Source organism: Bilophila sp., assembly GCF_057864385.1.
In genome coordinates this window covers 63,836-78,971 of sequence record NZ_DBMAFI010000010.1, presented here as the reverse complement: position 1 = coordinate 78,971, position 15,136 = coordinate 63,836, and the positions used below count along the sequence as shown (strand labels likewise).

Genomic DNA, 15,136 nt, shown 5'->3' with positions numbered 1-15,136 from the left:
AGGATGATCAGTTCTGATGGGTCTTGGGAAGCAGATCGATGTTCGGCAGCAGGAAAATCCATGCCGCAATCACAAAGGGGAAGGTCAGGGTCGGGATACCATAGACGCTCAGCAGTACATTGAGCGCGCCTTGGGCTACCACGGTAAACACGGTACCGAGGAAGGTGTAACAGATGACCCGCCAGTTGGGGTTGTAGAAGGTTGTACCAAGGCCGATGGCGGTCAGCACAGCACTGAACTGGAACAAGCCCGCGATGATGGCCGTGGAGCCGCCGCCAAGGATGACCGCCGTGCAGATGGCAATGATGGAGCCTACGAAGGCGAACACAGCCGCCCAGATGGAGCTCACCGCAAGGCCGATGAGGAACAGAATGCCCGTGATTACATTGTTGAGCAGGAACACCTGCGATACGCCCGCGAACGCTGCTCTCCAGAACTGTTCCATGTTTAAGGCGAACAGATCCGTCGCTGCAGGCTGTACGGAGACGGCGGGATGCGGAAGGCTGATAATCTGGATGTTGCCGAAGTTGTAGGCGGCAAGCATCAAAAACCATGTGGTGATGACGAAAGGGCCAGTCATGGCTGAAACCTTCCACGTCCTTAACATGCTGGAGACGGCCATCATGAGGACGGTGGAAAAGATCGAGCCTGCCACGATGTATCCCCACAGCAGGGGCGTAGGTGCAAAGAAGGTCGGCAGGGCGCAACCCACAAGGATACCGTTATAACCATGCAATCCGATGTTGATGTTTTCTTTGGGCGCTTTCAGAGCGTAAGCGGTAAGCGTACCTACAATCGTTCCGATCACCGCACCGATCCCAACGGAGATCATGTGCGCGGAGTAGGCGCCCCAAAAGATGCCGATGAAGAAGAACAACCCGGTCAGCGGGCTATTTTGAAACATGACCTGCCCCGCACCGCGCAGGCAGACGTCAATGAAGTGAATGACCGGATTTTGGGATGCAAGGGCGTTCCACGGGTTAGGTGAGCCTTTGGCGACAACATTCATGTTTCCCTCCAGATAATTGCCGGTTTGAAGGATGGCCTTACGGCAGAAAAGGGGGAACCCGCGTGAAGCGGGCGTCCGGACGCAGGCGGCGGAAACTACCGCCAGTGTCTTTCTGAGCTTCCTGTTGGTTCGTGTCATTGCCACAGGAAGGCTTGCGGCAGTTCATTCCCTGTGACGGCCTTGCGTGCGATTTGCCAAAATTCTCGGATTTTGCCCCGGACTGACTCCGATGTCATGCCGAGAACCTTAAAAATCAACCCGCATTCACCTGGAAGCAGGGACACTCCGTAGGCGAGGCCCGTCTCCTTATCTACGTCGGCCTCTACCTCCTCGCGTACCCGAATGGCCTTTTCCTTTGTCGTCATAAGGATGACGTTGCCGAATACCTCATAGCCGTTCATGATGCCGGTTCGGGACAGATCCGTTTCGCGTGGATTGATGATGAACTTCTCGACAAACAGCTTTTCGCCGTTCTCGCGGCGGGAGGCTTCAATGGTCGAAGAGTAGAGGTCGAATCCGAACAGTTCGTCTTCGTGGTGGTATTTCCGCCCCGGCAGTACGACTTCGGCATAGAGCAGGCTTCCGGTTTCCGCGACGGAAATCCGGGTCTTGCTGAGAAAGCGCGAAGTACGGTGCGGGATGAGCGGATCGGGCATGTATTCCAAATAACCGCCTTCCTCCACGACAATGTCCTGTAGCTGCGAGGCGTAATTGGCATTCATCATATGAACCTTGGTCGCAGACTGCGTGGTGACGTGGGCCTGCGCGTTCTTGCCGACCTCGATCTCCAACGCCATCCGGTCGCCCTGCAATACACAGCCTGTTGTCGTGATGATGAATATGCAGGGCATCCGCGGCATGGCCTCGTCCCAGTACAGCGCCCGCTGGACAAGGAACGGCACACGCCGATCCATAAACGCCATCACGCTGCGATCTCCCTGATCGGCGAACTCAAGCCGCAAATACCCGTCTTTGCCGACCGTGCCGCTGGGCATCTGCGCCGGTTCATCCTGATAGGGGCGCAGTTCCGGCGATTCGAGCCCGATCCGCGAAAGGGCCGCCCTTGCGAGCTCGACGCGGGCGCGGCTGCTGAGCTGACTCATGGGCAACCTCCTAGGCCGTCTTTTCGGCGGGCTTGAAATCAAACAGGGCGTCACGGATGATCATGTCCGTGAGCTCTTCGATGTTCTTGCCCGTCATGCAGTTGGTGAAGATGAAAGGCTTGCCGCCCCGCATCTTTCTGGAATCTCGATCCATGACCTCAAGGCTGGCCTTGACGTAAGGGGCGAGGTCTTCCTTGTTGATCACGAGAATGTCGGACTGGCACACGCCGGGCCCGCTCTTGCGCGGGATTTTGTCCCCAGCGGCTACATCGATGACATAGATGAAGAAGTCCGCCAGCGCCGGGCTGAAGGTCAGGGTAAGGTTGTCGCCACCGCTCTCGATAAAGATGAGATCACTGTCGGGGAACTTGCTTTCCAGCTCTTCCACGGCGGCGAGGTTCATGCTCGGATCCTCGCGGATGGCGGTGTGCGGGCATGCCCCGGTTTCCACACCCACGATCTTTTCGGCTTCGAGGATGCCATCCAGTTCACGCTGGACGTGCCTGGCGTCTTCGGTGGTGACCACGTCGTTGGTGATGATGAGCGGCTTGATGCCTCTGCGGATAAGAACGGGGGTGACGGCTTCGATGATGGCCGTCTTGCCGGATCCGACCGGACCGCCCACGCCGATGCGAGTGATTTTTTTCATTGCGTATTCCTTTTCAAAAAAGAGGTGGAGGATCTTTCCGGAACGGATGGCCGGATCAGCGATCAGCCCATGAACAGCCGCACGTGCGCCTTGACGTGGTTGGCGGCGAGGATGTCGGTCATGGGAGCGTAATTGGACATTTGTTCCAGCGGCGTCCGCATGGCGATCCGGCACATGGCGTCGAAATCCCGCGTCAGGCTGTAGAGCACGCGCTGCATATCAATATGGCTGATGCGCATGATACGCATGGATGCGTTCAGGATGGTCATGGCGACGCCGTACTGGTGGACGGCAAGGACTTCGTCGAGCGTCCCGGCGTCGAGTTTCTCCTGTGTGGAAAGGCCCATTGCCACAAATTGTACGGCGAGGGAAACCGGATAGGTTCCCGGAGCCCTGCCGTCCTTGATGGTGTCCCGCCAGCCGATGACAAGGGGATTCTCGGTGATGTCCGCCCCCATTTCCGCGAGCTTGCGCCCCATACGGGTAGCCATAAGCCTGTTTTCTTCATTGAGTTTGCGGCACAGTACCTCACGGTCAATACGGATAAGCTCCTCCAGATCCCCGGAGAGGGCCGCGCGCGTCGCCCAAACGACGGCCACGGCATCGCCTTTCGCCGCCTGTTCGAGGGCCGTATGCGTATATTGACGCAGGGTTTCGGTATCGTAGACCACGCCTTTCTGGACTGCCGACTCTAGGCCGTTTGAAAAGGCAAAGGCCCCCACGGGAAGCATGGAGTCACCGAACTGCATCATTCTGGAGAGGGAAAGAATATTTTTCACGGTATGCTCCGGGGCCTTAGTTATGGCAACAACCGTCGTGGCAATGTCCTTCGTGGGTGTGCATATGGTGATGGGCATGGTGGTGCGCGTGACCGTCGAGAGGCGTATGTGTGTGGCCGCCGTCCATGGGGCGTTCCGTACCGCCGAACAAACGGCGGGCCTGCGTGGGTTCGAGGAGATCCACGATCTCGGAACCGGGCGCAAAGCGGAAGGTAATATCTTTGAAATGATGGGTATTCATGACTGAATTCATGACGAGGCGGTTCACCGCCATGGGAACGTATACGAAGCCGTTCTGCACGATGGCGGGCCAGTGCTGGTTGCCGAGGGCATGCCCGAGCTGGACGCAGCGTTCGATGAGCTGCTCGGGGGGCAGCTTTTGGAGGCCGCTGAGATCGATGACAAGCACATCGCACAGATCGATTTTGCAGATGACGGCCTGTTTCATTTTTTCGTCCCAAAGGAGGATGTCGCCATCGTGGAGGAACACGTTGCGGTCGAGGGATACTGCAATGGCCTGGCCATTTCGGGTATCTTTGCGGAGCCTGTTTTTCTGCGCGTCCCATTGGCTGAGTTCAAGCGTATCAATGGCGGCATCGGCCAGCCGAGCCTTCCACACGGGATCATTGCTGTTGCCGAGTACGTTTTCTACGAGTTGCATGGGGTTTCCTTTCTATGATGCTTTCGGTGGCAAGGGACACCGCCTTTAACCCACTGTGAAAGAGGTTCACCAGTACAGACTTGCAGCCGTATCCCGGTGAATTTAAAGGCGTCATGCGAATCTAGGCACTGAAACAAATTTTTTAAAATTGTTGCAGGTGGAGGGGGTGGGGGAGGACGTTTTTTTTACAAAGCGTCCTCCCTAGCGATTCAACCGTTAACTGAAGAAATAAAGCTGGCCGAGGGCGACCTTTTCGGCCGGCTTAACGGTGGCATGCACACCGTTGACCTTGACCGCGAAGGTTTCGGGATCAACTTCGATTTTGGGCAGGTTGCCGTTGCGCACCATGTCGTGCTTGTTCAGACCGCGGATGTTGCACACAGGTTCGACGCAACTACGTAGGCCGAGCTTTTCGCGGATGTTCCGCTTCATGGCGGCCTGTGAAACGAAGGTGATTCGTGTGCGGGGCTTGGCGAGACCCATGCCGCCGAACATCGGGCGGTAGTAGGTAGGCTGCGGCGTGGGCAGGGAAGCGTTGGGATCACCCATGTTGGCCCAGCTGATCATGCCGCCCTTGATCACCATTTTGGGCTTGGCGCCGAAGAACTGCGGTTCCCAGAGGACGAGGTCGGCGTACTTGCCCACTTCCACGGAGCCGATGAGGTGGCTGACGCCCTGCGTGATAGCAGGGTTGATCGTCAGTTTTGCCACATAGCGCAGGACGCGGAAGTTGTCGTTGCCGGGCGCATCCTCAGGGAGTTTGCCGCGGGCGGCCTTCATTGCGTCAGCGGTCTGGATCACGCGGAGCCAGTTTTCACCTACGCGGCCCATAGCTTGCGAGTCGCTGGAGATCATGGAGATGACGCCCATATCATGCAGTACGTTTTCAGCGGCGACGGTTTCGGCGCGTACGCGGCTTTCGGCGAAGGAAACGTCGGAGGGCACGTTGGGGTTCAAGTTATGGCAAACCATGATCATGTCGAACAGTTCCGACTGGGTGTTAATGCCGAAAGGTAACGTCGGGTTTGTGGAACTGGGCAGCACGTTGGGATGGCTCGCCACACGCAGGATGTCTGGAGCGTGTCCGCCGCCCGCACCTTCCGTATGGAAAGTATGGATGACGCGGCCCGCGATGGCGTCGATGGTGTCTTCCACATATCCGGACTCGTTCAAGGTGTCAGTGTGGATGGAAACCTGCACGTCCATATCGTCGGCAACGCTCAGCGCAGCACGGATCATGGCGGGCATGGCACCCCAGTCTTCATGTATCTTGAAGCCGCACGCGCCGGCCTCAATCTGCTCGACCAGCGGGACGCTGTTGTAGGCGTGCCCCTTGCCGAGAATGCCCATGTTCACAGGCATGGCGTCAATGGCTTCCAGCATTTTGCTGATGTTCCACGGGCCGGGGGTGATGGTCGTACCGTTGGTGCCGTCGGTGGGGCCGACTCCTCCGCCGAAGAAGGTGGTCACGCCATTGGAGAGAGCGGCATACCCCTGTTGTGGAGAGATATAGTGGACGTGGGAGTCGATGCCGCCGGCGGTGAGGATAAGATGTTCACCGGTGATGGCGTCAGTGGAATTGCCTACGATGAGATTGGGATCGACGCCATTCATCATGGACGGGTTGCCGCTCTTGCCGATACCCACGATTTTACCGTCCCTGATTCCCACGTCGGCTTTAATGACCCCCTGCACGGCATCGATGACGGTGACGTTGGTAATGACGAGATCAAGCACGCCAGCATCGCGGTTCAAGCGGGCATCACCGCCCATGCCGCCGCGCAGGGTTTTGCCGCCGCCGTACATGGACTCGTCACCGTAGTGGCGCAAGTCCTTTTCGATTTCAACATACAGATCCGTATCCCCAAGCCGGATTTTGTCCCCAACGGTCGGGCCGAAGAGGGCAGCGTGTTCCTGACGAGAAATTGTTGGCATATGAAACTCCTTTCCGTCGCGCCGATGGCGCGGGAACTACTTTTTGGCGTTCTTGAAACCGAGCTTGTCGGCACGTTCCTCGTTGATGACCCGTTCGTGTTCGTCCCCGGTCCAGCCGTCCACAAGATTGTTGAATCCATAGGTGCCGGAAGTCCCGCCAATGGTGACGAGGGATACGGTTTTCTCATCGCCCGGCTCGAAACGGATGGCGGTCGTGGAGGAGATGTTCAAACGCATGCCGTAAGCGGAGTGGCGATCAAATTCGAGGGCGCGGTTCACTTCGAAAAAGTGAAAGTGTGAGCCGACCTGAATGGGACGGTCGCCGGTGTTGCGGACTTTGAGGGTAACTGTCTTGCGCCCCGCGTTGAATTCAATGGGAGCGGAACCAAGGATCAGGCCGCCGACCGGCGCTGTGGTTTTGTTCGGAGTCTTGTTGGTCATGGAAAAATCCCCCTTTAGTTGATGGGGTTGTGAATGGTGATGAGGCGGCTCCCATCGGTGAAGACGGCTTCCACCTGCACGGAAGGGATCATTTCGACCACACCTTCCATGACGTCGTTGCGGGTGAGGACTTTGCGGGTTTCGGCCATAACTTCTTCGACAGTCTTCCCGGCGCGGGCTTCCTCAAGTGCGGCGGCGGAAAGCACAGCCACTGTTTCGGGATGGTTGAGCTTCAAGCCTTTGGCTTTCCGCTTGAGTGCGACATTAGCCAAGGTATGAATCATGAGCTTGTCGAGCTCGCGAGGAGTAAGGTGCATATGAGCCTCCTTTGCAGTATCTGTAGTACATATGATATAAATGTAACATACATGCTTCATGACGAGTACGTCACGTCATGAAGCAACAAAAGGCTAACAATGCATATGAAATATGAACAATTATAAAGAGTGTTATACTATTTTATTTTTTAAGAAAATAAAATATGGAATTATAATAATATTTATATATTTGGATTGTATATTATTCATGTTATTATAATTTAATAGAATATGAACTAAATATTAAATTGATATATAAGATATGAATTGTATATTGTTCACCAATCTAAAAGAATAAAAATAATATGGTATATAGTGAGACAGCATTCAATAATGCTATACGGTATGCCACGTGCTGATAAAAAAATACAGGGAGAGGCCATGCCGGGAAAAAGTAATTTGACGTTGTTGTTCGGAGTCCGCTTGCTAAGCGCTATGGGAGTCACGTTGATTCTTCCGGTCATGCCGGCAATGGCGCGGACATTCGGCCTGAGTATTGCGGAGGCAGGGATGGTGGTTGTCTGCTTTACATTGGCGGAAGCCGCAATGACGCTTGTTGCAGGAGTGCTGTCCGATCGGTTCGGGAGGATGGCGGTTTTACTTCCAGCTTTGTTGGTATTTGCCGGAGGAGGGATTTTGTGTCTTTTTGCGGAGAGCTGGCGAGATGTGTTGATCTGTCGTGTTATTCAAGGGATTGGTGCCGGGCCGCTTGGTGTGCTCTACACCATCCTTGCGACGGATATGGTGGATGAAAAGCACCTGCCGCGTATCATGGGGCGGCTTACAGCTGTTTCGAGCCTTGGAACCATCATTTATCCCATTATTGGCGGCCTCATCGGGGAATGGTCATGGCGGGCGCCGTTTTTCGTCTTCACGTTGGCCCTGCCGATAGCGGTTTTGTCTCTTATGGTGACGCTGAAAAAGCCGCAGGGGGTAATGGACTGGCGGCGTTACTGGAAGCAAACGGGGAATATTCTGTGCGAGAGGAGGGCCATTGGCTTCTTCCTGCTAGTATTTTTGTGCTACTGTGTCATTTATGGGCCCATTAACACCTGTTTCCCGATGATGGCTGAAGCAAAATACCACGCAACTCCGTCCCGCATCGGTCTCGTTTTCTCGTTTGTAGCCATCGGCTCCTACCTAGCGGCTACAGGGCTTCCCCGCCTCCATACAAAATGGGCTTTCCGTACACTCATTTTGGCGGCAGGGGTTTGTTATACTCTGCCGCTGGCTTTCTTATCCTTTATTCCTGAGCTATGGCTTTGTGCGGTTCCCTTATTCGTGTCCGGTGCGGCGCAGGGGCTTTCCTTACCCATCATCAATGATAAGGTAGCACTGCTCGGTACGCCCAGTGATCGTGCAGCCATCCTTGCGGTGAGCGAGACGTCCGTTCGTGTAAGCCAGAGTGTATCGCCGCTCCTGTTCAGCATCATTTCCATGAAATGGCTTTGGAATGGTGCGTATTTCTTTGGTTTTACCGTAAGTATTTTGATTGTGCTGGTGGCATCTTTTTTGTTTCAACCACGTATTACTTCCACTCAGAAATAAAAAATATTCATTCTTATCAGCATATAGTAGACAGGAGAATATCCATATTTTCATATCATAAGGGCGTGCCTAGTCGAACAGATTGTATTTTATTATACTGTAAGAAAAGAGCATGGTATCATGGTGTATTCTTTTTACTCTAGTATGCAATTGTATAAAATAGTTCGTGATTACACACAGTGTCTCACAGGGGCGGTACGTTTCTTGATGTGATGCAGATTTTGGCTTTTGTGATTCTTCGGAAAAACATTGTCGTGTGATTTCGAACTGCTTTTTTCTATGCTTAATATCTTCTATGGTTAACTAGTTTAAATTATATATTTTTTATGAAGGAGCTTGCGCTCATGTAGGGGTGTGCGTAAACTCTTTAAACAACAGTCCATTAGCGGCTTTGCTATAATTGCTTCTTCTCGTTTTTATAGGAGAATTTCTAGAAGAAAGGAGTGCCCATGTTTGAGTCTGCGGCATTAGGCCGGAGTTACCCGGCAAAAGAATATGCAGCTATTGAAAGTGAGCTGCGCATGAATCTATTCAAGGCACAGGGGTTCTGCATTGAACATAAGCTCCCTGTCTTAATCACCATAACTGGCGTGGATGGTTCCGGGCGTGGGGCGATTGCTAATATGCTTTCCGAGTGGATGGACGCCAAAACGATCCGAAACCATGTCTTTTGGATGCAGACGGATGAGGAGCGGACGCGTCCTGAGGCATGGCAGTTCTGGAACAAGCTACCCGCTAGGGGCGAAATTGGGGTTTTCTTGGGAGGCTGGTATGATGGAACCCTCAGGCGTTTTGGTTGCGGAGAGATCAGCGGGGGTGAGTTTAATGCGTCGATGGACCGCTGGAGGAGGCTTGAACATACCTTAGTTTCATCCGGGACGGTCATCATCAAGCTCTGGCTTCACCTCAGCAAGAAAGTACAGAAAGCCCGTTTCAAAGAGCGCCTGAAACACCAAGAGATCCACCACTTCACTCCTTATGATAAAAAGGGTGTCGAGAACTATGACGGTCTTGTAAGTGCGGCAGCCAAGGCCATTACTCTGACGGATAGGGTGGATGCACCTTGGACTATCATTGATGCGTATGATGCCAATTTTCGTAATGCATCGGTGGCACGGGCCATTATTGGGGCAGTTGAAGCGGCAGTTACCATAAAGCCGCGGAATGTTGCCCCGGCGCTTCCTGCGAAAGCGGGCAAAGAGGTGATAGGGCAGATTTCCGCTTTGGATGCCATCGATCTTTCCAAGACCTGTGAACGCGGGGCATATAAGAAGGAATTGGCTGAGCTACAGTCGGAAGTATATGATTTGACGTATAAAGCCTATAAGAAGGGTATCTCCAGCACGATTCTCTTTGAAGGTTGGGATGCGGCGGGCAAGGGCGGCGCTATCCGAAGGCTGACGGCGGGGATAGATGCCCGGATTACCCGTGTCATCCCCATCAGTGCTCCTACTGATGAAGAACTTGCCCATAACTATCTATGGCGGTTTTGGCGCCATATTCCACGGGCGGGATTTGTCACGATTTATGATCGCTCATGGTATGGCAGGGTATTGGTGGAACGGGTGGAAAAGCTGACGCCGCCGGAGGACTGGAAACGGGCCTATGCGGAGTTGAACGATTTTGAGGAACAACTGCAGGAGCATAACAATATTCTGCTCAAGTTCTGGCTGCATATTTCCCCGAAGGAGCAATTGAGGCGGTTCAAGGAGCGGGAAGAGATTCCGTGGAAAAACTACAAGATTACCCCGGATGACTGGCGCAACAGAGAAAAATGGCCCGCCTATGTGGAAGCCGCCGATGAGATGTTCCTCCGGACAAGTACAGAGTCTGCGCCGTGGCATATCATTCCAGCCGAAGATAAAAAATATGCACGGCTGGAGGTAATACGGATATACCGGGACGCCCTCAAGAAGGCCTTGGAACAGAAAAAGAAGAAATGAACTCCACAGGCGGATAACCCTCTGTCGGAGGAGTGAATAAATCCTGAAACCCTTCAGGCGAACAGAAAACGCGCCCTCCGTTCCCAATGGAATGGAGGGCGCGTTTTCTAGGATAAAGAATGAAATTTTGCTGCCTTGGCGATCTTACCTCAATATAAGGAAAGATATTGCTATGCGGAGTGGTGTTTGATTTTTTTCTGAACAAGAAGGTTGACGCCAATGGTTGTCAGGACGGAAAATGTCATCCAAAGCACTCTTCCAAGGGGAGACCATTCACTGAGCGGCGTATATTTCCAGAACAGGAACACATCAAACATGAACCAAAACACCGCAGCAAGGGCAAAGACAATCAAAAGAAGAAAAAAGTAAAAGATACGTTTGATGATAAATTCAAATTGGGGGAATTCCATAGCGTTTTCTCTGAATACGTTTATGAGTGTCTAAACAAATACAATTTCCAGCCAGAAGCACTTTTCGAGAGGCTGGATTGAAAAGAGGCTCAACATCTGTAAAACGTTCCTATTGCGCAATGCAGCTTGCCCTACAGACCGTACGCATGGCTATATTTGCTCATGGACTTTGCTCTGTCATATACAGAATAACATGAACTGTCTAGAAGGAACCACCATTTTTTAGGAAGGAACGGGAGCCCTGAGGGGAGGAGGGGCAACCCCCTTTTAGGTTAGCGGTTGCGTCCCTTGCTGCATCGCGCTATCACCGTCCGGGATAAGCCCGAGGAAAGGAGATGAGCATGGACTTCATAAAGGTATACGAGCGGATCAGAGAGGGCGGCATGGAGGCGGAATGGGGAACCCTGAATAATGGCTTGCCGCAGATCAGTGTGCGGGTTTTGGGGATTACCTTTTTCGTTGTGCCGGATCACTTTCCCGGGTACGAGAAAACGGAGAGAGACTTCATTTGCCTCAGGACGTTCATGCCTATGGAAACGGTCAATCTGTGCCACAAAGCGTTTCTTGATGCCGCCTTTAATAAAATTGCCAGCAACATTCGGATGGTAAAAATATACAGTGTGGAGAATGATGGTATTCTCTATGCCTTTTTCGAGATACAGACGCTGAGTACACCTGAAGATTTCGTTCAGAGGTTATCCTCATATGCAAAAGAGTGTGTGCGTGCCATCAGGGATGTGGCGGCATTCGTCAACAGCCACCCTTCACTTGCGGAGGGCTAAGAAGAGTTATCGGTGACACACAAAAAGCCCTATCCGTGAAGGCGGATAGGGCTTTTTTCAAGGCTGAGACACAGCCCGTTATTCTTCAAAGGTTCCTTTCTTGTACAGCCGACCTTCCCGCATCATGCACTCGCCGCGTGCGATAACCGTATGCAGGGCCAGATCGGGCGTGAGCAACAGAACGTCTGCATCGGCCCCAACCGCAATGTGCCCTTTCCGGGAGAGGGAAAAAGCCTGAGCCACGTTGCGGGTAACCGGGCAAAGCGCTTCAGAGAGCGGCATACCTTCTTTTACGCAGTCAACGAACTCCGTATGGAGGCTGCCGAGGTCAGAGGCCACAAGTCCGCTGACACTGCCGTCGTCTCCATAACGTGCCGCGCTGCCGTTGCCGTCCGAACTCATCAGGATACGCTCCTTGGCAACTCCCTGACGCACGGCAGCGGCAATGGCTTCCGACGGTTTCAGAGTGTTCGGGCCCAAGGTTTGGGCGTTCAAGCCGGAAGAAATGTCCATGAATCCGCCTTTGGTGACCAACTTGATCGCTTCGGAAAAGGTGAAGGGGGTTCGGTTGATGTGTGTAGCGATCAAGTGACGCCCTAGGTGCGGCGCACGTTCCAATGCGGAGAACACACAGGAAAGCCCTTCCGCCGCCGCACCGATATGCATGATCAGCATACCGATGAATCCGCGGAGCATTCCGCCTACGCGGGCTTCCGTGGCAACGGCAAGCAGGGTTTCGACGGAAACGGGAGCGACCCGATGATCCGCAATGGCAATCTTGCCGCCGCGAACCTTTTCAATGAAGGCAATATCCGAACGGATTGAGCCGGTCAGCGTCGGAGAAGGTACAGGATACCCTCCTGACATAATAAAAGTGCTGACACCTTCCTCTTCAAGAGCGTTCGCTTTGGCGAGCACTGCATCGACATGCCGGGTTACTCCATCAGTGCCGAGAAGCCCACCAACGGTCGTCACACCCGAGCGGATGAGCTTTGAAAGGGGAAGGGGAGGAACTTGCGAAGAGAATCCTGCCTCACCGCCTCCTCCTGTAATGTGGACATGCGCGTCAATGAATCCGGGAACGGCAAAAAGCCCTTTACCATCCATCTGTTGCACGGGATCAAGCCATTCTGGGATGGAAATATTCTGTGCAATGGCGGCAATGCGATCGTTGATGATCAGGATGTCGCTGGTTCCAAGGGGATCGGGAGAAAAAACGGAGGCATTACGTATAAGAATAGTGGCCATGATGTTTTCCTTTGGAAGGAGCCGTCGCCTCTTTCGAGGCGGCGGTTTGGGGATAGATGCGTAACAATGCTTACTCTACTACGAATTCTTTGTTTTCTTCCGCCATTTCCTCTGGAGTAAGCCGGGTCATGTTGATGTTAAAAGCCGCGTAAAGGATGGACATGAGGGGCGTGAGGTACAGGACGAACGCCCACGGTGCGTAATCCATATATGATACGCTGAGCATGCTCATGGGGAAGAGGGCATTGGAGGCCCAAGGCACAAGAGGGCCTCCGAGCGTCCCGGCATCCTCAACGACCCGGGAGCAATTTTCAGGGCGGTAACCGCGCTTGCGGAACAGAGGTGCCATGACGGTACCGTTCATGACGATGCTGAAGTAAGCGGCGGCCGTCAGCATGAGCGTCCCATAGCCGATGAACAGTGTAGCGAGCACCAGAGAAAGGCCGGAAGTCGCACGGCGGGCCACAGGCTCCAACACGGCATCGATAATCCCTATATGGCGGAGCATGCCGCCGAGCCCACAGGCAAAAATAACCAGCGCAGCGATGTCGAGCATACTGGTGATACCGCCGCGGTTCAGCAGCTTCGCCAACATGGGGTTGGCAAAATCAGCCTTGTAGCCGCTCCACATGGAGTTGAAGGCGGTAGTCAAATCCATACCGGCATAGCCAACGGCGATGAGGACGCCGAAAAGCGCACCGCTGACGATGGCGAGGACGGGATTGGTCTGGCGGATCAGCAGGCCGAGCACCAGCAGCATGGGCAGGGCAGGGATGATGCCGATTTGGAAGTGTTCGCTGAGTCCAGTGAGGATGGCATTGAGCTGGGATGTATCGGCTATGCCGGAGCCCTGTTTGAACCCGATGATTGCATACAGGATGATGGTAATGATGTAGGCGGGCGTAATCGTGTTCACCATGTGGCGGACATGCCGGAGCAACGGAACCCCGCTGACTGCGGCGGCCATATTGGTGGTATCGGAGAGAGGAGAAAGCTTATCGCCGAAGAATGCGCCGCAGATGATGGAGGCCGCGGTAATGCCCGGATCAAAGCCGAGGCCGGCGCCAATCCCCATGATGGCAAGGCCGACCGTTCCGATTGTACCCCATGAAGTCCCTGTCGTAAGTGACGTTACCGAACACAGAATCAGGCTTGTCACGAGGAAGAGGCTGGGGGAAATGATCTGGAGGCCGACATAGATCATGACCGGAACCGTTCCGGCGGAAATCCATGCCCCAATAAGAGCGCCGACACACATCAAAATGATGACGGCGCCCATGGCCCTCTGGATGAGTTCATACGCGCCGACTTCAAGTTCCGTATACGTATAGCCCAGACGCCGGGCAAACAGGGCACAGACAACCCAGCAAGACATCATGAGCAGGTGAAGTTTCAAGTTAAAGAAAATCATCCCGCAGGCAATGATTGTGACGATGGAAAGCAGCGTAAAAAGGGCAAAGGCAAGTGTCGGTTTCCTATGCGTGGTCACAGTCGGTCTCCCTGTAGTTGTATTGTCGGGTTTGAAAAATCTGGAGGGCTCTTCCTTATTTCCGCAAGATACAGAAAATCCGATGTCATACTCGTCGTCCCGGCATTCAAAGTCGGAACAACTTCCCAGACGTACGAGCTGAAGTCTGTTTTTATCAGGTTTTCTATAAATAAGGAAAAGATTCGATTGCAGCTGGCATTCCAGATAATCGCTCCATTTGCCGGGCAGCGTGTGCGTCGGCATACCCACCATGAATTCAAGATCACGCGCCAGAATGGAAAGCAGGTCTTCAACAGCTTGTTTCCGACCCGGATCCCGGCAAACTCTTTTCAAGTCCTCCTTGAAGGTTGGGGTTGCTTCAATTGTTCTCATCGATGCTGTCCATGAGTGACGTGACAGACTCGAAGGATTCCAGGGAGCCCACCTTCACATCCTCCATAGCTCGGATTGTGTTTGTGTTGGGAACCCTGATTTCAAAAGGCAAAGCCTTTTCTGCCGCCACACGAACAAGGAGCAGACGCACAGCATCCGAAAGAGACAGGCCCATGCCGTCCAGAGCGGCACATGCTTCGCGTTTGAGCTTTTCGTCAACACGGATGTGAACCATTGTCGTATTAGCCATACCCACCTCGTATCGTATTTGAGTTATTATGTATCTCAATTGAGATAGTGTCAATCTAACATCCTGAAAAAAGTGACTACTCAGGAATAATTCCGTTGCTTGCTGCTTAAAAACAATTTTACCTGTAATTACAGTATAATATATTTAGAGATTCGATATGCGCACAAAAAGAGGGCGGACCTAAGCCCACCCTCATGCCT

The 15,136-nt window shown here is 53.4% G+C and carries 15 protein-coding genes; 3 read left to right on the top strand and 12 right to left on the bottom strand.

Features of this window, described 5'->3' with window-relative positions; translation table 11 throughout:
* Window positions 1-7: 7 nt before the first annotated feature.
* The 8 genes from yut to ACZM8Y_RS05025 all read right to left on the bottom strand — a co-directional run bounded on the left by yut (window position 8) and on the right by ACZM8Y_RS05025 (window position 6,894).
* Window positions 8-1,009, bottom strand: a complete 1,002-nt coding sequence (gene yut, locus ACZM8Y_RS05060; protein ID WP_479858346.1) for an urea transporter — start codon at window positions 1,007-1,009, stop codon at window positions 8-10.
* 134 nt (window positions 1,010-1,143) lie between these two features.
* The gene (locus ACZM8Y_RS05055; protein ID WP_479858345.1) at window positions 1,144-2,112 is read right to left on the bottom strand and encodes an urease accessory protein UreD; all 969 of its coding nucleotides are present in this window, start codon (window positions 2,110-2,112) and stop codon (window positions 1,144-1,146) included.
* 10 nt (window positions 2,113-2,122) lie between these two features.
* Window positions 2,123-2,761, bottom strand: coding sequence for an urease accessory protein UreG (gene ureG / locus ACZM8Y_RS05050; RefSeq protein ID WP_308772145.1), 639 nt, complete (start codon window positions 2,759-2,761; stop codon window positions 2,123-2,125).
* 62 nt (window positions 2,762-2,823) lie between these two features.
* Complete coding sequence (locus ACZM8Y_RS05045) at window positions 2,824-3,540, bottom strand: urease accessory protein UreF (protein WP_308772144.1); 717 nt, start codon at window positions 3,538-3,540, stop codon at window positions 2,824-2,826.
* Between the two features lie 16 nt (window positions 3,541-3,556).
* Window positions 3,557-4,201 carry an urease accessory protein UreE gene (locus tag ACZM8Y_RS05040; RefSeq protein WP_308772143.1) on the bottom strand — a complete coding sequence of 215 codons (645 nt, stop codon included), beginning with the start codon at window positions 4,199-4,201 and terminating at the stop codon, window positions 3,557-3,559.
* A 216-nt stretch (window positions 4,202-4,417) separates the two neighbouring features.
* Window positions 4,418-6,136 (bottom strand): urease subunit alpha, encoded by a 1,719-nt coding sequence (locus ACZM8Y_RS05035; protein WP_479858344.1) that lies wholly within the window; start codon window positions 6,134-6,136, stop codon window positions 4,418-4,420.
* Between the two features lie 36 nt (window positions 6,137-6,172).
* A complete protein-coding gene (ureB, locus tag ACZM8Y_RS05030) occupies window positions 6,173-6,577 on the bottom strand; it encodes an urease subunit beta (protein ID WP_479858343.1) in 405 nt (134 codons plus the stop codon).
* Between the two features lie 14 nt (window positions 6,578-6,591).
* Window positions 6,592-6,894, bottom strand: coding sequence for an urease subunit gamma (locus tag ACZM8Y_RS05025; protein ID WP_302551689.1), 303 nt, complete (start codon window positions 6,892-6,894; stop codon window positions 6,592-6,594).
* Between the two features lie 381 nt (window positions 6,895-7,275).
* Between ACZM8Y_RS05025 and ACZM8Y_RS05020 the strand changes: the two genes are divergently transcribed.
* Complete coding sequence (locus ACZM8Y_RS05020; protein ID WP_482332227.1) at window positions 7,276-8,442, top strand: MFS transporter; 1,167 nt, start codon at window positions 7,276-7,278, stop codon at window positions 8,440-8,442.
* 449 nt (window positions 8,443-8,891) lie between these two features.
* Complete coding sequence (gene pap / locus ACZM8Y_RS05015) at window positions 8,892-10,385, top strand: polyphosphate:AMP phosphotransferase (protein WP_482332233.1); 1,494 nt, start codon at window positions 8,892-8,894, stop codon at window positions 10,383-10,385.
* A 170-nt stretch (window positions 10,386-10,555) separates the two neighbouring features.
* On the opposite strand, the gene ACZM8Y_RS05010 is transcribed toward pap, so the two are convergent.
* Complete coding sequence (locus ACZM8Y_RS05010; RefSeq protein ID WP_302551692.1) at window positions 10,556-10,795, bottom strand: hypothetical protein; 240 nt, start codon at window positions 10,793-10,795, stop codon at window positions 10,556-10,558.
* A 341-nt stretch (window positions 10,796-11,136) separates the two neighbouring features.
* On the opposite strand from ACZM8Y_RS05010, the gene ACZM8Y_RS05005 reads away from it, so the two are divergent.
* Complete coding sequence (locus ACZM8Y_RS05005; RefSeq protein ID WP_479859695.1) at window positions 11,137-11,577, top strand: acetyl xylan esterase; 441 nt, start codon at window positions 11,137-11,139, stop codon at window positions 11,575-11,577.
* Window positions 11,578-11,655: 78 nt separating this feature from the next.
* On the opposite strand, the gene iadA is transcribed toward ACZM8Y_RS05005, so the two are convergent.
* The 3 genes from iadA to ACZM8Y_RS04990 form a co-directional block, all read right to left on the bottom strand.
* The gene (iadA, locus tag ACZM8Y_RS05000) at window positions 11,656-12,825 is read right to left on the bottom strand and encodes a beta-aspartyl-peptidase (protein WP_482332245.1); all 1,170 of its coding nucleotides are present in this window, start codon (window positions 12,823-12,825) and stop codon (window positions 11,656-11,658) included.
* Between the two features lie 70 nt (window positions 12,826-12,895).
* Window positions 12,896-14,686, bottom strand: a complete 1,791-nt coding sequence (gene nhaC / locus ACZM8Y_RS04995) for a Na+/H+ antiporter NhaC (RefSeq protein WP_479858611.1) — start codon at window positions 14,684-14,686, stop codon at window positions 12,896-12,898.
* Window positions 14,673-14,936: a type II toxin-antitoxin system RelB/DinJ family antitoxin gene (locus tag ACZM8Y_RS04990; protein ID WP_337431486.1), complete on the bottom strand. Its 264-nt coding sequence runs from the start codon at window positions 14,934-14,936 to the stop codon at window positions 14,673-14,675. Before ACZM8Y_RS04990 ends, nhaC begins: the two co-directional genes overlap by 14 nt.
* Window positions 14,937-15,136: the final 200 nt, after the last annotated feature.